We start from the raw sequence: 18,855 nt of genomic DNA on the forward strand, positions 1-18,855 counted from the left end.
CGTGAGGCGGATTGTCGTTCAGATCGTCGTGCTGGTCTTGTGGATCTGCGCGTCGGCCTTGCCGGCGCTCGCGCACAAACCCAGCGACAGTTATCTCACGCTCTCGGTCGAGTCGGATCGCATCGACGGCCGCTGGGATATCGCCCTGCGCGATCTGGACTATGCGATCGGCCTGGATGCCGACGACGACGGCCAATTGACCTGGGGCGAGGTGCGATTCCGCCTGTCGGTGATTCGCGACTACGTTCTGCCTCGACTTGCCGTGAGTATGGGAGAAGTGGTCTGTGCCAGCCGGCCGACGGCCGATCTCTTGGATCAGCACACGGACGGAATTTATGCCGTGTTGAAGTTTTCTCTCGATTGCCCGCACCCAACGCTTCGGATGGAAGTCCACTACAATCTCTTGTTCGATCTCGATCCTCAACATCGCGGGTTGGCCCAGATCATCAGCAGTGAGGGCGTCACTAGCGTCATATTTTCGCCCGAGCATCCGCAATACAGCGTGATGGTCGGCGCCAGTCGTCCATGGGGCGCGTTGCTGTCGTATGCGCATGAGGGAGTGCATCACATCTGGAGCGGGATCGATCATCTCCTGTTTCTGATGGCCCTGCTCCTCCCGTCCGTGTTGCGCCGTCGCGGCGGGGTCTGGGAAGCGGTGCCGGCCTTTCGCCCGGCGCTGATTCAAACCGCGGCCGTCGTCACGGCCTTCACGGTGGCCCATTCGATCACGCTGAGTCTGGCCGTGTTGGACCTGGTTCGGTTGCCTGCTCGTCTGGTCGAGTCCGCGATCGCCGCCTCCGTTGTGCTGGCGGCTCTCAACAACATCGCGCCCCTCGTGGCCGAACGTCGATGGGTCGTGGCCCTAGGCTTTGGTCTGTTGCACGGGTTCGGATTCGCCGGCGCCCTGGCCGATCTGGGCCTTCCGCCCAACGCGACTGTGGCGGCGCTGGCCGGGTTCAATCTCGGCGTGGAAGCAGGACAACTGCTGATCGTCGGCCTGTTCCTCCCGATCGCCTACGGCCTCCGCGGCTTGCGGCTCTATCGGCGCGGGGTCGTCGCCGCCGGTTCCTGCGCGGTCGCGGCCTTGGCCCTCTGTTGGCTGGTCGAGCGCGCCTTCGATTGGCAAATCCTGAATTTTTGACGGCGCGGAGGATGAAGAGGTTCAAGATGCGCCTGCCTGGTCTGCTTTCGTTCGGAGAGGACACAGGGCGGTCGCGGAAGGCCTTCGCATACAGTTGGGGCGCCTCGCTGACAGCTCATCTGTTGGTGATCGGGGTTGCAGTCATGCTCGGGCCACGCGCGTTTCCCACTCTGCCACGGCCGGAGGTCGTTGCCTGGCAGGTCCTGTTGGTTGACTCCGATGGTTCGGAGAAGAGGGGACCGGCCGATGCCGATCAATCGCCGCTGGCTGACGCCACCACACACATTTCTGCTCAGCCCGCGTCGGAACCGCCGGATTTGCCCTCTCCGATAATCCAGACCACGCGGCCATCATTCGTGTCTCGGCGTGCTGAGAGCCAACCCGAGGGCGTGGAACAAGGTGCCAGGGCGACACCGGCTGAGCGAAGGGTGGCCATGGCCGATAAGGTGCGGCAGCCAAAGTCGACAGACTCGACCGTCTCAACCAAGCCGGAAGCTGAAACTACTGCGGTCGTAAGACCCGTCACCGCGGAATCACCGGCGCAGGACCAGCCGGCTTCTCCTGGACCCTCGACTGACGTATCCGAGCCAACGGTCCCGGCGCTCTCGACCGTTCCTGAATCCGGGCAGCCCGAGATGACGGCGTCTCTTCGCCAGACGGCCGAGGAGCAAACGTCCTCCATGCCGGATATGGTCCGCCATGACGCAAGCGCCATAGAGGAAATCCGAGATCGTGTTCCTGCGCCGCAGGGAACAGGATCGCCTGAGCCGGGTTCCGAAGGCCTGCGGCCGGCGGCCAACCTGGCATCCGAACCAACGCGTCCTCTCGTAAATTCAACCAACGGCTCGAACGCGCTTGTGGGACGTTCCACCAGAGACGTGGATTACGGCTGGCTGGTGAAGTCGATTCGAGGGCGGATTCTCGATCTGAAGCAATACCCGATCGAAGCAAGGCTGAATCGATACGAAGGACGTGTGGTCGTTCGCGCGGTCATCAGCGAGGCCGGCGAGCTGCTCGACGTCTCCGTCGTGCAAAGTTCGGGGCACGAGGTGCTCGATCGCAATGCGATCGACCTCCTGCGCCGGGTCTGTCCGATCACGATGCGCGAGCCCTTGCAGCGGCAAGCGGTGGCGGTCAAGGTGCCGGTCAGCTACAGCTTGCGCAATTGACCGAGAGGGAAGGGTTTGTTACAGTCGCGGTGTCACGAATCGTACGATCGTAACACGCACAAAGAGGCATGCCATGACGCAACTTTCCCGCTTCGGCGTATCCCTGGACCGTACGTTGCTGGCTGAATTCGACCGATTGATCGACCGGAAGGGCTATGCGACACGGTCGGAGGCGCTGCGCGACCTGATCCGCGCCAATCTGGTCGAGGAGGAATGGAGCGACGGGCGCGAGGCCGTCGCCACCGTGACCATCGTCTACGATCACCACGTCCGTGACCTCACCGATAAACTCACGAGCGTGCAACATGACTCGCAGCATCTGATCGTGTCCAGCCTGCACGTCCATCTTGACCGCGACCACTGCCTGGAAGTGTTGGTCCTACGGGGCAAGGGCCGCGAGATCAGACATGTGGCCGACGTCCTCATCGGCACCAAGGGAGTCAAGCACGGTCAATTGGTGCGGACCACGACCGGGACCAGGTTGCGATGAACGCGAGATGCCTGTTGCTGCTGGTGGGATTGGTCCTCGCGATTGTCACGGGCAGGGCCTGGGGCCATGACCCGGATAGTCCGGAACTCGAAGTGTCGGAAGTCGTGGTGGAGGCCGATCGTCCGGTCGCAGCCTCCTCCCAGCAGTTCATCCCCGACAAGGAATACCTGCTCCAGCCTCAAGGGCGTCCGGCCCAGGTCCTGCGCCTGATTCCCGGCTTTATTGCGGTGGAACATTCCGGCGGCGCCGGCAAGGCGGATCAATATTTCCTCCGCGGGTTCGATGCCGACCATGGGACCGACGTGGCCTTCTTTGCGGATGGGATGCCGATCAATTTCCGCTCGCACGCCCATGGCCAGGGCTATACCGATCTGAACTTCATCATTCCCGAAACCATCGAAGGGTTGGATGTGTATAAAGGCGGTTATCACACCGAATTCGGGGACTTTGCGACGGCGGGCGCCGTGAATTTCAGGACGAGGGAGGCGGTCAAGGAGGGGGTCATCCAGGCCGCGGGCGGACAGTTCGACACGCAACGGTATCTGCTCATGCTGTCGCCGACGGTCGACAAGGTGAAGACGTTGTTTGCGGCCGAGGGGTATTACACAAATGGGCCGTTCATCAACGACAACCGGTACTTTCGAGGCAATCTGCTCGGAAAGGCGACGTTCAACCCGACCACGCGTTCCGAATTGAGCCTGACCGGCACCTTCCATAAGGCGCAATGGAACGGCTCGGGCGAGATCCCGTTGCGCGCGGTGACGGACGGGTCGTTGGATCGATTTGGATCCATCGATCCGTCGGAAGGCGGCAGGACCCTCCGCTCCACCGGACGGCTCAACTACCATTACGATACGACCTCCGGCGGACGGTTCTTCGCCGATGCCTACGGACAGTATTACAAGTTCGATCTCTATACGAATTTCACCTTCTTTCTGAACGATCCCGCAAATGGGGACGGGTTCCAACAGTCCGATACACGGCTGGTGTACGGCGGCCATGTCGGTTACCGCCAGGTGGTTTCGGCGCTGGGAGCGCCAGGAGCCGTCACGCTGGGCGTCCAAGCGCGAGTGGACGACATCCATGCTCGATTGGGGCCGCAAGTCAAGCGGACCATCCTCGGCACGACCCTCGACAGTGAGATTCAAGAGGCCTCCTATGCCCCCTATATCAAGGCGGAGGTACAGCCGCTCTCATGGATGCGATTGGCGGGAGGACTGCGCAGCGAGATCTTTACGTTCGACGTGCGAAATCGCTGTCTTGATTGTGCCGAACAGCCGGCCGGCCGAACCACGTCCGGCGTACTCTTGCCCAAGGCCAATGTGATCTTGGGACCCTGGGCCGCAACCGAGTTCTTCCTGAACTACGGAGATGGCTTTCACAGCAACGACGCACGATCGGCCATTGTGCCGGGATCCGCGCCCATCGCCAGGGCGCGCACCTACGAAGCCGGCATCCGTTCCAAACCCTGGGGGTCTGAGGGCGTGGAGCTGATTGCCACCCTGTGGGCTTTGGACCTCAAACAGGAACTGGTATTCGTGGGAGATGAGGGGACCACAGAAGTACGCGGCGCCACCCGCCGGCGCGGAGTGGAAGTGGCGGCGCGCGGACAGGTCTACGGACCGCTGTATTTTAACGGCAGCTTTACGTGGACGAAGGCCGAGTTCCGCAACGGCGATGCGATTCCTCTGGCTCCGGAGTTTACGGCCTACGGGGCCTTGCTGTTGAAATGGCCGGAGGGGCTCACGTCGCAATTGCAGGCCACCTACTTGGGCGAGCGGCCGCTCATTGAAGATCGGAGCGTCAAGGCGCCGTCCTGGATCGACTTTGATCTGTCCGAACGCTATCAGTTGCCGATCAAGCTGTCCCACGGCCGCCTGGAGGCCTTCTTGTTCATCCAAAATCTGCTTAATACGAAATGGGAGCAGGCGACGTTCTTCTTCGAGTCCCGGCTCCGGAACGAGGCCGCTGGGGTCAACGATATCCACTTCGTGCCGGGGAATCCCCGATTTGTGATGGGCGGCCTCGCATGGTACTTTTAACCCGCCGTTGGCAGTCGGTCAGGGATCGAGGGGGCGATGCAGGGCGCCATTTTAGGACAGAGGTTTTTCGACCGGCCGACCTTGCGGGTCGCTCGGGACCTGATCGGCAAGTATCTCGTCCGGCAACGGGGTCCGGAGCTGCTGGCCGGACGGATCGTGGAGGTGGAAGCCTATATCGGTCCGAAGGACTTGGCCTGTCACGCCTCGAAGGGGCGAACGGCGCGGACGGATGTGATGTTCGGCCAGGCCGGCGTGGCGTATGTCTATCTCATTTATGGAATGTATCACTGCCTGAACGTCGTGACGGAGGCTGTGGATGTTCCGGCTGCGGTCCTGCTGCGGGCGGTGGAGGTGGAAGGGCGACTGATCGACGGGCCAGGCCGGCTGACGCGCTCGTTTTCAATCGATCGGTCGCTCAACCGGTGGGACCTGACGAAAGGCGAGGCCCTGTGGTTTGAAGATCGGGCCCAGCCGGTGCGGCGAACCTCCATCAAGACCTATCCCCGGATCGGCGTGGACTATGCCGGAACCTGGGCGAACAAGCCCTGGCGGTTCCGGCTTGACGGCGATGGAGTGATTCCACGGCAAATGGCAAGAGCCGGCGCTGGATAGACCCTCCTGCCGATCAGATCTTCTCTCAACGTAGCTCGGGCATTCTCGTCTTGTTCCCAAAGACAATGGCTACCATTGTTCCATCACCCATGCGGTGGAGGACAAATCTACCCGCTGAGTGATGGTGTTCCCTCGTGCTTCTCCGATATGACACAAGGAGTCGAGTATGGGTGAACAAGCGAAAGGAGGCGGCCATGAGGGACATTCAACGACAAGTGGGAGTGCTGCTGCTCGTTCTGAGCGCGCTCCTGTGGGCGACCTTGGGAACGGCAACGGCGGCGGACAGGACATGGGTCGATGAGATCTGGGGCATGGTGAGTTTCGAGAAGGCGACCTACCCCTCGTCGAACTTCGACCCATACTTCGAGAAACTGACCGTCATTCAAGAAGGGTTGGCCCGTCAGGACCGGCAGGCGGTGAAAAAGGAGACGGACCGTTTTCTGAAGATGTTGGCCGATCGGGCCCATGGCATTAACGATGTCGCCGCCGACGAGATTTACAATTTCGCCCTTGGCGTGAGGCCCGCCGAGGAGATCACCCCGGCCGCCCTGCTTGAATTGGGGATTGGGACCGAACGGCCGATGGGGGTGCCGAATCACAGCACGGACGGGGCCTCTGACGCGACCACGGACTGCGGAGCAGGCTGCGATTTCTGGGCGGAGGACGCGCTCATCCCCGGAGGGTGAGGCACCTGTGAGGACAGGCTGAGTTCGCGAGGGTCCGGTTAGTGGATCTGATTTGGCCGGGAAGATTTTGGACGATTGTCGGCAGGTCGGCGCAAATGAAAAGGGGACCGGCCTTGCGACCGGTCCCCTTTGTGCTTGCTATGGTCTGCGAGGATTACTTCGCGCCCAAGCTCGCGTCGGCCTTGGTGGCGGAGGTCACAGGCGGCTCCACCTTGATCTGTGGTCCCTGCACCTGCGGCAGGCGGCCGGCGCCTTCCTTCTTCACGATCCGGTTGTTGTTCAGATCCATCAGCTTCTGCTCGGCATGCTTGATGGATTCAGACGATTGGAGAATGGCGGCATCGCCATGACCATCTTTCTGTCCCGGATCATTGGCCGTCGGTTGGCCGGTCACCGGGCTCCCGTCGTTCTTCATCGGGTAGCCGGGATGCTTGGGCAGCAACGCGGGGTTCGCCATTGCGGTGGAGAGAGCAAACAGCACGCCTGAAACCATGGCACCGACACCGAGTAGGATTTTCATGGCCTCAACTCCTTTGAAAGAATGAAAGAGTGAAGAAACCTGGTCGGGTTCATAAAAAGTCGCGAGAAAGCGGCGGCATCATAACGGGCTGAAGAAGGCCTGTCAAGAGTGGAAAAGACAGGCTGTGGATAGCCACCCGCGGACAGCAGGACGGTGATCCCATCGATGCGAAGGAACGGCTAATGTCGCGGGCTCCGGCGGCCTCGGCCTCGGTGGCGGAAGGGGGGTCTCCGCACCATGGCCGGCAGCCGGATCGTCGTGGTCGTGCCCTGTCCTTCGCCGCTGGCCAGGCTGATGTGTCCGCCGTGCTCCTCCACGATCTTTTTGACGCTGGCGAGCCCCAGGCCGGTACCGCTCCGTTTGGTGCTGAAGAAGGGCTCGAAAACCTTGCTCAGGTGTTCCGGCGGAATCGGGGCCCCATCGTTCTTGATCACGATCTGCACTTCGTGATGGCGGCCGGCCCGGTGCTGGCTCAGCCCGATATGGAGCTGGCCGCCCGGCGACATGGCTTCGATCGAGTTCTTGAAAATGCTGAGCAACACCTGCTGCATCTTCGCCTCGTCGCAGCGGACCGGCGCCAGATGGGCGGCGTAATCCTTGGTGACCTGAATGCGGGTCACCTCCAGCTCGGTCGAGACGACGGCCAGCGCGTTTTCGATGATCTCCGGGACGCGGCAGAGCCGGCGGTTGAGTTCCAGCGGCTTCGCGAAGTCGAGGATCTCGTTCAGCAGTGCTTCGATCCGAATCAGGTCGCGCATGGCCTTTTCGACGCGCGTTTGCGGATCGAAGTCGAGAATGCCTTCGCCCGTGACCTCTTCGAGCTGGGCGCGGATGGAGGCGAGCGGCTCGCGCAGCTCGGTGGCCAGAAAGGCGCTGAACTCCCCGATGGCAGCCTGGCGCTCCTGCTTGCGGATCGCCGGCTCCAACGATTCCACCGGCTGGACGCGGGCCGGTTCCGAAGAGCCGGAATCGGCGGCGGCCGCGGGCGGCGCGGCCGGCGTCAGGGGCTTCTGGAACAGGTCGACCAATTTCAGAATGATCGGCTCGATCGCCGAAGCGTCGGCGGGACTGTACCGAGAGGCCTCCTTGGAAGCGAGCGTCAGGGTCCCGCCCACCTGGCCGCGCACGAAGAACGGCAGGACGAATGAAGAGAGGAACCGGTCCTTATAGAGATGCTTGTGATCGGCGAACCGGCCTTGGGTCGAGGCCAAATCATGGTCCACCCGCGGTTTGCGGTGTCGGACCGCCCATCCCGACGCCGAGGCCTCAAGGGCCAGGCGCAACCCCGCCTTGAGGTCCCGCTTTCCGTCGCTCTTCTGCTCGCCGGCCACGGTGATGACTTCCACGGAACCGGCCAGTGGATCGTAATGGGCGACCCAGGCCCGGTCGTAGGGAAGGATCTGGGCGCATTCGGACAAAATCGCCAGGGCCTGGTCCTGAACTTCGGGCGTGGCGTACGAGGGGGTACTGCTCAGGGTGTCAAGCGTGTCCCGCTGGGCCGAAATCGGCTCCGGCGAGACCAGCGGGCGGCTCAGGATCACGGAGCCGTCAAAGAGCTGCTCCTTTTCGAGGGCCTTCGTAATGGCCTCGCAGGCGCTCTCGATCATGGCTCGTTCTTTGCGCTGGAGCGGCGCCTGATCCCGCCGCCCCAACACCAGCGCGCCGTAGGTGCGTTGGCGGTACCGGAGCGGGACCACCAGCAGGTTGCGCGAAGAGGGGGTGATCAATTTCAGTCGCGCGCCGGTTCCGCCCTCCTGCTCTTGGGAGGGAGTGGTCACAAGCGTCCGCAGGCTGCTCGACAGGGTGCGAAGAATCGTATGCACCTCCCGTGGCGTCAACCCTTTCGAGCCGTGCGCGGTCAGGGGACCGCCTTCCCGGTGGAAGATGGCGGCCAGGGCCGCATCGAGGGTGAGGTCATTCAGCGCAGTGGTGAGCACCCTCTGCAACTGGGTCTGTTTCGTCGTCAGGGCGTTTTCGACGGCGGAGGTCGTCATCAGCGATTCGTCGAGATGGAGGTCGTCATCGGTTATGTGCGGGGGCGCAAAGTGGGTGATTCTAGCAGCGCGGGCGAGGGAATTCAATTGATGATGCGCGGTGGACGTCGCTCGTGCCGGTCGTCCAAGCGCGCGCTGTAAATCTGGGTCGAGGTCATGGCGGTCAGGATCGTGGTGACGATGCTGATGACGAGGGATCCGAGCATGGCGGGCCAGAGGCCGGTCACGATGAAGCCTTTTACCAGGTAGGCCACCAGCTCCAGCAACACGGCGTTGATGATGACCATAAACAGGCCGAACGTGAGCAGGATGAGCGGGAGCGACATGACGTAGAGGATCGGCCGCACGAGCGCGTTCAGGATCGTCAAAACCAAGACCGCCGCCAGGCCGGCGGACCAGGACTGGACCTCGATGCCGGGCACGATGCTGATCGCCAGAAACACCGCAATGCCCGTCACGAGAATTCGGGTGAGCCATCCGGTCATGGGGTCCTCTGCATCATCACCCGTGGCACGGCCCACGGCGCCGTCTGTTCTACTTGGCCGGCTTGGCGGGAGCCGGCTTGTTGGAGAACAGCACCTCGGTGGCGACCAGGCGTTCTCCTTCCTTTGTGGTTTCCACCACGACCCGATCGCCGATTTTCGGAAGCGGCCCGCTGGTGCTGGCTCCGCGCGGTCGGAATTGGGTCTTCTCGTTCAACAGGATCGAGAGTTTCTCGCCCTTTTGCGTGGTGACGTCGAGTTGCGTGCCGGTGATGCCGGTGACAGTCCCCAGCACATGTTGGCCGGGGCCGTGGGCGGCGAGGTTCGGGACATGGGCGGCGAGCAGAAACGCCATCAATGCCAACAGACGAAGTGTGATCACGGCATGCTCCTTCGGTCGTGTTAATGACTATGCGACGGCTGGCTTGCCGGCTCCTGGCCCTGGAGGAACTGTTCAAACTCCGCTTCTTCCTCGATTTGGTGCTTGCTCTTGGGGTTGAGCTGCTTCATCTCGTCCAGTTCCTCCGGGGTGATCTGAGGCAGGTGGCGGATGAAGTGCACGAGCTTCCAACTGTCCAGATCGTTCCGGGGATCGCCTTCGCCCCAACCAGGCATGGCCGTGAACCGCACGCCGTAATGGATGGTGTAGAAGAGGATGCCGTCCGACAGGTCCTGCGTGTCCGGCAGGCGAAGGTCCGGCGCGGGCGGGTAGACGTTCTTCCCAATCTTCGTCTGGCCGCTGCCGTCGTTGGCATGGCAGCTCGCGCAATGGTCGGCGAAATGCGCCCGCCCCTCTCCCAGCGCGACGGGCGACAGCGGCACGGGATTCTGCGCCTCCCGCCATTCCTTGGGGATGGCCCAGTAGCGGGCGGTGCGCGCCGCCCAGATTTCGATCGCGCTGGGCTGCCCCTTCGCGCTGAATCCGCTGGAGAAGTGGTCGTAGGCCATCCAGCCCGCGCCGGCCAGTCCCACGGCCAACACGATCAACAGGAGATACCAGAGCGTCTTGAGGGGATTCAGAATAAAACCTGGCATACGCATCGAGCATGTTCCGCGCGCGGCACCGACCAAACCTGTTCAGTATAACGGGACTTGAGGGGGATCGCCACTCTCCGCTCGCCGTAACACGGCGCGTCCGCCGTCACGTCGCCGTTTGCTTGTGAGGAACGCGCACCTCCAGCCGGCCGAACAGGCGGAGCAGGGCCAAGGTCGTGACGGGAATATAAAGCAACAGCCCCACCAACCCCAAGAGCGTTTCGCCGATCCAGAACGTCACGCTCAGATTAAACAAGAGCACGCCATAGTACAAGCCGCAACCCAACAAGACATCAACCGTCGTCGAGGCCGATGGAGCCGCCTCGCGATCATCCGGCAAGTGGCGGTCGATCACGCGATAGATGCCGAGCGCGATGATGCCCACGAAAGCCCAGCCGAAAAAGTTGGCGAGCGGAATCCCGAAATAGACGCCGGCTTCCGGATAGAAATAAATCTTGCCGAGAAACCACCGGTCTCCCCGCAGCGCCACCGGGTCGATGACCACGTCGATCAAGGCGAACAGGAGGCTGGCGAGCCCGAGCACCGGCCAGGAGCGGCGGACGGTGGCATCGGAGGTCAAAGCCGGGAGGAGGGGCAGTCGTTTCGAACGGGCATCGTCCTGCGGTGACCGAGCCGGCAGCACAAACCAGAGGGCCAGGCAATAGCTGGCGAACAGCAAAAACGTAAACGAGAGCGAGTCCATGAACGGCACGTCCCACAGGTACAACTCCCGGCCCACGGTCGAACCGGTGTAAAAGTACCATCCGAACGGGATGCCCGTCCTCGTGGACGACAGCTCGCACAACAGGGCAGTGAGCCAGGTGTTGACGAAGAAAAACCAGGTGCGCGGCCATCCGAGCAGGCGGGAGGCCGTGAACAGAAACGCCGCCAGGAATAGAAAGACGTAAGGACGGAGCAGGACGGTCTTGCCAAGGAGAATGAGCGTGTCCACGATGTCGATGCCAGCGTTATTTCGTCAATCGTCATTCGTCAATCGCAGAGAACCTTCGGGTCCTTCTGTGCCTGACACGACTGACGCTTGGCGGTTGACGACTGACGTTCCTGCTTACGCATATCCATGGTCGCGGAACCAGCGCACGGCCTTCTCCAGCGCGATCTCGACCGGGGGCTGCGGGAGGCCGAGTTCTCGCACGGCCTTGGAACAATCATAATGCATTGTGTACCTGGCCATCTTCACCCCCTCCAGCGGAATGCGTGGTGGCCGATGGATGACGTAATCGGCCAGCCAGCGATTCAGATGGGCCAAGGGAAGAATCAATCCACGCGGGAGCTTCACGCGCGGCATGGGCACGCCGGTGAGCCGGCTGAGGATTGCGAAGATCTCCTTCAGGGTCAAGTTCTTGTTCCCCAGGATATAGCGTTCGCCGATCCGGCCTCGTTCCATCGCGGCCAGGTGGCCGGCCGCCACGTCGTCCACGTCGATCAGGTTCATGCCGGTTTCGATATAGGCGAACATGCGGCCCTTCATGAAATCGACGATCATCTGTCCGGTGGGCGTGGGCTTCACATCCCCCGCGCCGACCGGCGCGCTGGGGTTGACGATCACGACGGGGAACCCGGCCCGCGCGAATTTCAGCACCTCCTGTTCGGCAAGATATTTTGATCGCTTGTAGTCCCCGGCCATCTGCGACAGGGAGACCGGGGTCTCTTCCGTGCCAACGCCGCTGTCGGGCGGCAGGCCGATCGCGCCGATCGTGCTCGTATAGACCATCCGCTCGATCCCGGCTTCGCGGGCCGCTTCCATGAGGTTGACGGTCCCCTGCACGTTGATGTCGTAAAACACGGACGGCTCTTTCGCCCACAGGGCGTAATGGGCGGCGACATGGTAGACCTGCCGGCAGCCGGTCAGGGCCTGGCGCAACGACGAACGGTCGCGCAGATCGCCGATCGCGCGCGAAACCGGAAGCCCCTGGAGGTTGCGTAAATCGCTGTCGGGCCGGGCGAGGACGCGCACGTCCCGGTTGGCGGCAGCCAGGGCTCGGACGACAGCCGCTCCGACAAAGCCGGTGGCGCCTGTGACCAGCGTAGTCATGGAAAGTACAGAGTGCTGAGGGCTGAGGGCTGAGTCGGAAAATTAGGAGTCGTGAAACGGACAGGCGGACCGTAGCGGTCCACAAAAAGAAGGGCGGTGGTCAGCAGCGTCGTTTTCAACTCAGCACCCAGCACTGAGCACTCAGCACTAATTCTTGCGGGCGACGATGTACCGGGCGAGGTCCCGCAGTGGGTCGGCCGTCTCGCCGAACGAGGTCAGATGGTGGATGGCTCGCTCGACGCACTCGTCCGCAAGCTTCCGCGCGCCGTCCACGCCATAGAACGTCGGGTACGTTTTCTTTCCTCGCTGTGCATCCGCGTTCGGGCTTTTGCCGAGTTCCTCCTTGGTGCCGGTCACGTCCAACACGTCGTCGGCGATCTGAAACGCAAGCCCGATCTGTTCGGCATAGGATGTCAGGTCGGCCAGTTGGCCGGCCGACGCGCCGGCGGCAATCGCGCCCATCCGCACGGCGGCGCGGATCAACATCCCGGTCTTGTGCCGGTGAATGGTTTGCAAGGTCGGCAGGTCGATGTCCTGGTTTTCGGCTTGGATATCCAGGACCTGTCCGCCGACCATGCCGAGGTGCCCGGACCCGACGGCCAGCTCGTAGATCAATTGGACCCGGCGGGAACTCTCCAACCCATCTCCGTAAGCCGGCGCGCTACAGAGTTCAAACGCCAAGGTCAGGAGCGCGTCGCCGGCGAGGATCGCCATGGCCTCGCCGAACACCTTATGGTTGGTCGGCTTGCCTCTCCGGAAATCATCGTTGTCCATGGAGGGCAGGTCGTCGTGGATCAAGGAATAGGTATGGATGAGCTCCAATGACGCGGCAATCGGGAGGATGGCGGGCGCGCGATAGCCGAGCGACTCGGCGGCGGCCAGAGTCAGGATCGGACGAATCCGTTTTCCGCCGGCGAACAGGCTGTATCGCATGCTTTCATGCAAGGTGATCGGTTGCGTCTGTGCAGATGGGTGGACCGACTCCAGAAAGCGATCGACGAGGTCTCGCTGCTGTTCGAGATAGCGACGGATGTCCATTGAGCGAATTGATCGATGGATGGCGACCGCCCGATGCCGTCTGTCTACGGTGGGCTGGTTCCGAACCGGGGTTGATTGCTCAGAGCGGTCTCTTCATGGCGGTCTGCCGAGAACCAACCGGTTGGTTCTCGGGAAATCCGCCGTCCGTGCCCCTTTCGCCCGCAACGCGCGCGAGGGTAACAGGGAGCGGCGCACCTGTCAAACGAGATCAACAGGCGGCGAGTCCGATCATGCTTCATTTCTCGCTCGTTGATCCCGCGGCACTTGTCATTCAAAAGTGTGGTTGGCTATACTGCGCCCCATGAGCATTCGCATGGCCGGCGGCGACTGGGAACCGCTCTTGTTGAGCATCGAACCGCGCCGCTGCAAAATTTGCCAGCAGGGTCTGTATCGCGACCAAACGCTGTTCCGCGGCGGCTGGTCCCGCTGCACGGTCTGCGACGAATTCGTCCACTACAGTTGTCTCGCCAGCGGGAGATTCAAGTTCCTGAAGCGGCGGCCCCGCGTCTGCAAACGTTGCGCCTCATCCGAACCCTCTTCCACGCCCAAGCCGGGCGACCAGGCCGCGTGAGCCTTTCCTTTCCGATGTCGCCTGACGCGCCGGGCGGATCGTCTGCATGGCCGGAGCGGTTTGCCACGGTCGTGCGGCTGGCGCTGGCGCCCCTCATCTGTTGCTGGAGCGGCCTGTTTACCGCCGATTTTGTCTTGAGCGGCTATTACACGTGGCCCCGAACAAGCCGCGTGTTTGTGTTGACGATCACGTTGATCATCCTGGCGTATGAATTCGTGTATCGGGAGCAGCGGTCCCGCGACGTTCCCGGGTCCGAAGTCCAGGCGCGCAAGGCGGTGCTGTACTCCTGCGTGATCCCCTATGTCGTCGGGGTCGGCCTGCTGTTGTTGCTGGTCGCCGTCCGATTCTAGCTCGGCAGTCTGTGCCGTGCCTGTGCCGATCGACTCGCCATGGCACCCATCTATCAGAGCGGGGCGTTCATTCAGCAATGTTTCGCCGTGCATCCGCTCTGCCTCAACGTCAAACGGTTCGAGGGCGGCGAGCGCCTGTTGTTCGGCTGCACCTCCTGCCACCTCACGCATCGTGTCAGCCTGCGGTCGGTCCTGGCGCGGATGTCCGCCGTGCCCACGGAGTCGGGTGAGCCGCCGGCGGAAGGGAGCGGCAGGCCGGCGGCGGCGCTGCTTGCGGACTGTGCGGCGCAACATGCGCCGTCACTGTCGGTCCGCCTGTTGGACGTGATGGAAGATCTGGTGGGCCTGCGGTGCAGTGAATGCCGCCGCGTCTACGAGTTACGGGTCCACACCTTCGAAACGCATCAACGGTAAGCGGCAGGACGCCGGCCGGATGAAGGCGCGGGATGGAGGCCGGATCGCCCGGGCGCGGCCTCGGGGGCCTGCCGGGCCCTGTCGCAAAATGGTGAACCGATGCAGGAACCCCTCGGCTTCGACCAAGCCGAAGTCGGGCTGTTGGCGGATCGGGCGTTTTTCACGGCCAAGGAACGGATCAGCCGGAAGATCCGCGCGACGCTGGAGCAGCTCCATGCGCTGCTTCGGGACGAGCTTGCGTCGGCTCGACTGCTCTCGCCTCCCGGGTTCGATCCGGCCAAGTCCCAGTTCGTGAAGGGAGAGCACCTGGAAACCTGCCCCTATCAGTATCTCGACTACCCCAAGCACTTTGCCGGCGACGAGACCTTCACGTTTCGGACGCTGGTGTGGTGGGGACACCATGTCGCGTTCGCCTGGCTGCTCGGCGGGCAGATGCTGCCCTCGTTCAAGAAGCGCCTCATCGACCGGTATCAGGAATTGGCCGGGCGGGATCTCGAACTGTCGCTCGCGCCGACGCTCTGGGAATGGAAGCGCGGCGAGGGCTATACGATGCCGCTTCTGTCCGCGAGCAGGGCTCAGGCCGCGGCGGTGTTGGAGCGGCGCCCCGCGATCAAGATCGCCCGATTCGTCCCGTTGGACGATCCAGCGATCCGGGAAGGCCGCGTGGCGGAAACGGGCCGCGAGGCGTTCCGGCGCCTCCTGCCGCTCGTCCGCGAATGACCCGGTAGGGGCGTGTGCCGTACCGATTTGTCTCGCTCCGCGAACTCCGCTAGACTACGCGCCGTTCTTCGATCGCGCGAAATCTTTCACGGCAATCGTGTCAGGAGGCTAGCGGTTCAACCGAAGGGTGGTATGGAGGATGGTATGACTGGAGAGGCGGGACGCCGTGCGGGGCTGTGGGTCTTGGTCGTGAGCATCTTCTGCTTGGGCGGATGCGCCGGCAAGGGGGAAGTGATCAATTTGGACTTGACCGTCAAGCCGATGGCGCAGGAAGTGGCGCCGGATGAAACGGTCAAGATCGTCGTGGAGCCGTTGCAGGATCAGCGTCCGGATCAAACGCGCCTGGGCATCCGCACGCATCTGACCGGAGGCGCCACGTATTTCAACGTGCCGGGGGGCAAGACCAGCGAAGCGGTGGCGCGGACCTTGGCCGACTATCTGCGCTATAAGGGCTGGCAGGTTGGATTCCAAACGGCGGGGCTGACCCCGGCGGAGGGGAAGACCGACATTCTTGTCAGCGGGACCATCCGGGAGTTGTGGGCGACGGCCAAGAGCCGCTTCCTCTCGACCAAGATGGAGGTCAAGAGCAGCATCGTCGTGCGGGCGCAGAACAATGTGGACGGCAGCGTGGCGAGCATTACGCTCGACGGGGCCGCCTCGGATACCGTGTGGTTCTTCACCCAGACCAAATTGCAGGATCTCGTGAACTCCGTGCTGAAAGACAGCTATCACAAACTGATGATGGACACGCGCATCGAGAACCGCGCGTGGCGTCTCCGGGAGTAGCGCGCGAGGCCGTGCGTCGCGGCGCCCGCGGAAGGCAAGGGAACCATGCGCGAGCGACGATGGGAATCGGCGGCCGGACTGGTGTTCGAGGACATCCTTCACCTCGGCGATCGGCTGGCGAAGCTGGGTTTGAAGCCGGCGGTGCCGGCCAAGGACATCATCGGCTATATCGAAGAGTGGACCGTCGAGGGGCCCGACGATTTCGATAAGCTCGATCCTTGGGCGACCGAGGATGTCACGCTCGTGCATGTCCGGGACCACTGGCAGGGGGATTTTTTCCTCCTTGCCGGGGGCTACCACACGGTGTATCAGCGGCACCAGGCTGTCGGGACCTATTGTTCCATCAGCCATCCCTGGCGGACGGCCGAGGTGCTGACCCGCCACGACCAGCGGGGGATGCTCTGGTTGGGTTTCCGCCACGCCCATTCCTTCATCAGGGTCCGGCTGAAGACCACCGAGGTGATCACGCCGGGCGAAAGCCGCGCTGATCACGAGCGGGCGCTGTGGCTGGACGAACGGCAGCGCGCCTTCCAGGCGGCGATCCAGATCCTCGATCTTCCGATCGACGCGGTGCGGGACAAGGACATGGTCGCGTTGCAACCGATCGACGCGACCGTGCCGTTCTTTTGCTCCTGGCCGGACGCGTTCGGTCCCTGCCAATTCGAATACAATTCCTCCGACCCCTTTGAGTTCCTCGTGCCGGCCAGCAAGCTGGCCGCCACCTGCGGCAGCGAACTGGTCACGGTCCGAAACTACCTCACGGGCTTTTCCGAAGAGGCCCTCGCGGAGTTTGCGGATGTGGCGCCGGGCGCCCGGGCCTGTTACCGCTGTTCCGTCCATTGCCCGTTGGATGAAGTCCCGGAGATTCTGGAAGCCATCCAGCCGGACGGGCGCCTCTATGCGACGCTGTGCGAGTTTCAGACGCAGGAGCTGTTGCCCGCCGGGGACGATGCCTCGGCGATCGTGGGATTGGTCGGCTGCCGCGGGACTTATCAGGTCGAAGTTCGGCTCAACCGGGCGCCGCTCCCCGAATCGCAGATGCCGGCCTGGATCGAGCGGTTGATCGGCCTGCCGGTGACCTATGCGCCGCTCCCGCCCTTTCCGTGACAGGATGCCTCAAAAATGTTTTCCGCTTTGTCAGGGCACCCCGTTACCGTATTTTTGGGATGCAACGGGCTTACTCCAGTCGGCTCAACCCTGAAACGGCGATCCAAAGAGATCACGAGAGAACCAATGGGATCACGAGAAAACAAGGCCAGTATTGGAAGATGGTCGGGGGAATGGGTCATCACGGCGGGACTATATCTCATAGAAGTGTTCGTGGTGATCTTGGTGATGAGTTTGTACCGTGCAGAAGGCAAGTCAAGCCTGTTCCTATTCCTCGTGTCCCGTCCCGGTCTCGTCAGCCTGATGCTGGCGTTCGTGATCGGAGCGTTGATCATCCTGGTGATTCGACAATGTCGGCACGCAGCCCGAGCAGGATCGAGGAAATGGATCCTCGCGATCGCGATGAATGTCGTAGTGGTCGTCACGGTTCTTCTGGTCTCGGAGGTCAGCCTCCGAATCCTAGCCGTGCCGAATAATCTTGGAGAGAATCTCGGCGGAAAACTGCTCTATCCAAAACAGTGGGCGCGATTCAAAGAAACCTACTCTGCCTTACTGCAGAAGGCCAAAACTCAACCGACCTTTGAGGTGTTCGATGAGATACTGGGCTTTACCGTGGGCCCGAATCGTCGCAGTGAGGATGGGTTGTATTTTAGCAGTATGGAGGGGCTTCGAAGTGCTCGGGTTGGCGAGTCGTTTCAGGGGGGGGCCAACTGTCGTATCGCCCTGGTGGGAGACTCCTACACTTTCGGCGAGATTGTCCGGTATGAAGACACGTGGGCCTACCTGATGCAACGGAGGCTAGGTTCCAGCTGTCAAGTCTTGAACTTCGGAGTTGGAGGGTACGGCGTGGATCAAATGTACCTTCGATACTTGAAGGATGTCCATGCCTGGCATCCTGATCTGGTCATCCTTGCCTTTATTAATCATGACGTGACCCGTACGATGGCTATCTACAGTTTCCTCACGTTTCCGGACGGGGGGATGCCGTTCGCGAAGCCTCGGTTTGTCCTCCAGAACGGAGAGTTGGAGGTGCTGAATCGGCCGCTGCCAAACCTTCGCCAAATGCTGGCCAAGTCCTCAATTCGAGACCTTCCGTTCATCGAATATGACGTGAGTTACAGGGAAACAGAGTGGGACCGCCCCAATTGGAGATACTTCTATCACTCCTATCTCTTCAGGCTCCTGATCTCGCTCTACCCCCTCCATGAACCGGAAAGGCCCCAGGTTACTGACCGCGAATCGGCCCGGATTAATCGGAAGATCTTTGAGGAGTTCGTGAAAGTGGTGACCAAGGATGGTGCGGTTCCAGTGATTGTCTATCTTCCGACTGAGGAAGAGGTCCCTGTTCCCTGGTGGGAGCCGATCGGGCTCAAGATTCTGAGAGAGGCCGGTCTTCCCCATCATGACCTGCGCAAGTGTGTCGAAGAGGCCCATGTATCCGAGCTGTTCAATCCGGCAGAGATCGGAGGGCATTATTCACCTCGGGGCAATCAGGTGATCAACGACTGCCTTTTTCAGAAGGTACAGCCGCTGAGCGCCCTGAAGTCTTCGAGGCAATGACCTGTCCATTGATACGGAGCCGTGCTGATGTGAACAGACACGTATCTGCGGGGCGCGCGCCTCGCACCATCGAGGCGCCATCTTC

Annotated in this window: 21 protein-coding genes; 13 read left to right on the plus strand and 8 right to left on the minus strand. The window is 62.1% G+C overall.

The window, feature by feature from the left end; translation table 11 throughout:
- Position 1: 1 nt before the first annotated feature.
- From QWI75_RS04620 to QWI75_RS04645, 6 genes are all read left to right on the plus strand, one after another.
- Positions 2 to 1,141: a HupE/UreJ family protein gene (locus tag QWI75_RS04620; protein WP_289267520.1), complete on the plus strand. Its 1,140-nt coding sequence runs from the start codon at positions 2 to 4 to the stop codon at positions 1,139 to 1,141.
- An 857-nt stretch (positions 1,142 to 1,998) separates the two neighbouring features.
- Positions 1,999 to 2,310 carry an energy transducer TonB gene (locus QWI75_RS04625; RefSeq protein WP_289267521.1) on the plus strand — a complete coding sequence of 104 codons (312 nt, stop codon included), beginning with the start codon at positions 1,999 to 2,001 and terminating at the stop codon, positions 2,308 to 2,310.
- Between the two features lie 73 nt (positions 2,311 to 2,383).
- A complete protein-coding gene (gene nikR / locus QWI75_RS04630) occupies positions 2,384 to 2,800 on the plus strand; it encodes a nickel-responsive transcriptional regulator NikR (protein WP_289267522.1) in 417 nt (138 codons plus the stop codon).
- Complete coding sequence (locus QWI75_RS04635) at positions 2,797 to 4,842, plus strand: TonB-dependent receptor (protein WP_289267523.1); 2,046 nt, start codon at positions 2,797 to 2,799, stop codon at positions 4,840 to 4,842. The genes nikR and QWI75_RS04635 overlap by 4 nt, the downstream gene beginning before the upstream one ends.
- Positions 4,843 to 4,878: 36 nt before the next feature.
- On the plus strand, positions 4,879 to 5,454 hold the full coding sequence (locus QWI75_RS04640; protein WP_289267524.1) for a DNA-3-methyladenine glycosylase: 576 nt from the start codon (positions 4,879 to 4,881) through the stop codon (positions 5,452 to 5,454).
- Between the two features lie 194 nt (positions 5,455 to 5,648).
- Entirely contained in the window at positions 5,649 to 6,140 is a 492-nt protein-coding gene (locus tag QWI75_RS04645) for a hypothetical protein (protein WP_289267525.1), read from the plus strand.
- 154 nt (positions 6,141 to 6,294) lie between these two features.
- On the opposite strand, the gene QWI75_RS04650 is transcribed toward QWI75_RS04645, so the two are convergent.
- The 8 genes from QWI75_RS04650 to QWI75_RS04685 form a co-directional block, all read right to left on the minus strand.
- Positions 6,295 to 6,660: a hypothetical protein gene (locus QWI75_RS04650; RefSeq protein WP_289267526.1), complete on the minus strand. Its 366-nt coding sequence runs from the start codon at positions 6,658 to 6,660 to the stop codon at positions 6,295 to 6,297.
- A gap of 179 nt (positions 6,661 to 6,839) precedes the next feature.
- A complete protein-coding gene (locus QWI75_RS04655; protein WP_289267527.1) occupies positions 6,840 to 8,654 on the minus strand; it encodes an ATP-binding protein in 1,815 nt (604 codons plus the stop codon).
- 83 nt (positions 8,655 to 8,737) lie between these two features.
- Positions 8,738 to 9,139, minus strand: coding sequence for a phage holin family protein (locus tag QWI75_RS04660; protein WP_289267528.1), 402 nt, complete (start codon positions 9,137 to 9,139; stop codon positions 8,738 to 8,740).
- Positions 9,140 to 9,188: 49 nt separating this feature from the next.
- Positions 9,189 to 9,518 carry a hypothetical protein gene (locus tag QWI75_RS04665; protein ID WP_289267529.1) on the minus strand — a complete coding sequence of 110 codons (330 nt, stop codon included), beginning with the start codon at positions 9,516 to 9,518 and terminating at the stop codon, positions 9,189 to 9,191.
- A 20-nt stretch (positions 9,519 to 9,538) separates the two neighbouring features.
- Positions 9,539 to 10,177, minus strand: a complete 639-nt coding sequence (locus QWI75_RS04670; protein WP_289267530.1) for a c-type cytochrome — start codon at positions 10,175 to 10,177, stop codon at positions 9,539 to 9,541.
- A 100-nt stretch (positions 10,178 to 10,277) separates the two neighbouring features.
- Positions 10,278 to 11,123, minus strand: coding sequence for a carotenoid biosynthesis protein (locus tag QWI75_RS04675; protein ID WP_289267531.1), 846 nt, complete (start codon positions 11,121 to 11,123; stop codon positions 10,278 to 10,280).
- 114 nt (positions 11,124 to 11,237) lie between these two features.
- On the minus strand, positions 11,238 to 12,224 hold the full coding sequence (gene hpnA, locus QWI75_RS04680) for a hopanoid-associated sugar epimerase (protein ID WP_289267532.1): 987 nt from the start codon (positions 12,222 to 12,224) through the stop codon (positions 11,238 to 11,240).
- 147 nt (positions 12,225 to 12,371) lie between these two features.
- Entirely contained in the window at positions 12,372 to 13,262 is an 891-nt protein-coding gene (locus QWI75_RS04685) for a polyprenyl synthetase family protein (protein ID WP_289267533.1), read from the minus strand.
- Positions 13,263 to 13,563: 301 nt separating this feature from the next.
- Here QWI75_RS04685 and QWI75_RS04690 point away from each other — a divergent pair, with 301 nt between their 5' ends.
- The 7 genes from QWI75_RS04690 (at position 13,564) to QWI75_RS04720 (ending at position 18,770) form a co-directional block, all read left to right on the plus strand.
- Positions 13,564 to 13,833 (plus strand): hypothetical protein, encoded by a 270-nt coding sequence (locus tag QWI75_RS04690; protein ID WP_289267534.1) that lies wholly within the window; start codon positions 13,564 to 13,566, stop codon positions 13,831 to 13,833.
- Complete coding sequence (locus QWI75_RS04695) at positions 13,830 to 14,183, plus strand: hypothetical protein (protein WP_289267535.1); 354 nt, start codon at positions 13,830 to 13,832, stop codon at positions 14,181 to 14,183. Before QWI75_RS04690 ends, QWI75_RS04695 begins: the two co-directional genes overlap by 4 nt.
- Before the next feature lie 39 nt (positions 14,184 to 14,222).
- Complete coding sequence (locus QWI75_RS04700; protein WP_289267536.1) at positions 14,223 to 14,597, plus strand: hypothetical protein; 375 nt, start codon at positions 14,223 to 14,225, stop codon at positions 14,595 to 14,597.
- Positions 14,598 to 14,696: 99 nt separating this feature from the next.
- Complete coding sequence (locus tag QWI75_RS04705) at positions 14,697 to 15,317, plus strand: hypothetical protein (RefSeq protein ID WP_289267537.1); 621 nt, start codon at positions 14,697 to 14,699, stop codon at positions 15,315 to 15,317.
- Positions 15,318 to 15,461: 144 nt separating this feature from the next.
- Entirely contained in the window at positions 15,462 to 16,103 is a 642-nt protein-coding gene (locus tag QWI75_RS04710; RefSeq protein ID WP_289267538.1) for a hypothetical protein, read from the plus strand.
- A 45-nt stretch (positions 16,104 to 16,148) separates the two neighbouring features.
- On the plus strand, positions 16,149 to 17,210 hold the full coding sequence (locus QWI75_RS04715) for a hypothetical protein (RefSeq protein WP_289267539.1): 1,062 nt from the start codon (positions 16,149 to 16,151) through the stop codon (positions 17,208 to 17,210).
- Positions 17,211 to 17,336: 126 nt separating this feature from the next.
- On the plus strand, positions 17,337 to 18,770 hold the full coding sequence (locus tag QWI75_RS04720) for an SGNH/GDSL hydrolase family protein (RefSeq protein ID WP_289267540.1): 1,434 nt from the start codon (positions 17,337 to 17,339) through the stop codon (positions 18,768 to 18,770).
- Positions 18,771 to 18,855: the final 85 nt, after the last annotated feature.

It is taken from the genome of Nitrospira tepida (genome assembly GCF_947241125.1).
Taxonomy (GTDB): domain Bacteria; phylum Nitrospirota; class Nitrospiria; order Nitrospirales; family Nitrospiraceae; genus Nitrospira_G; species Nitrospira_G tepida.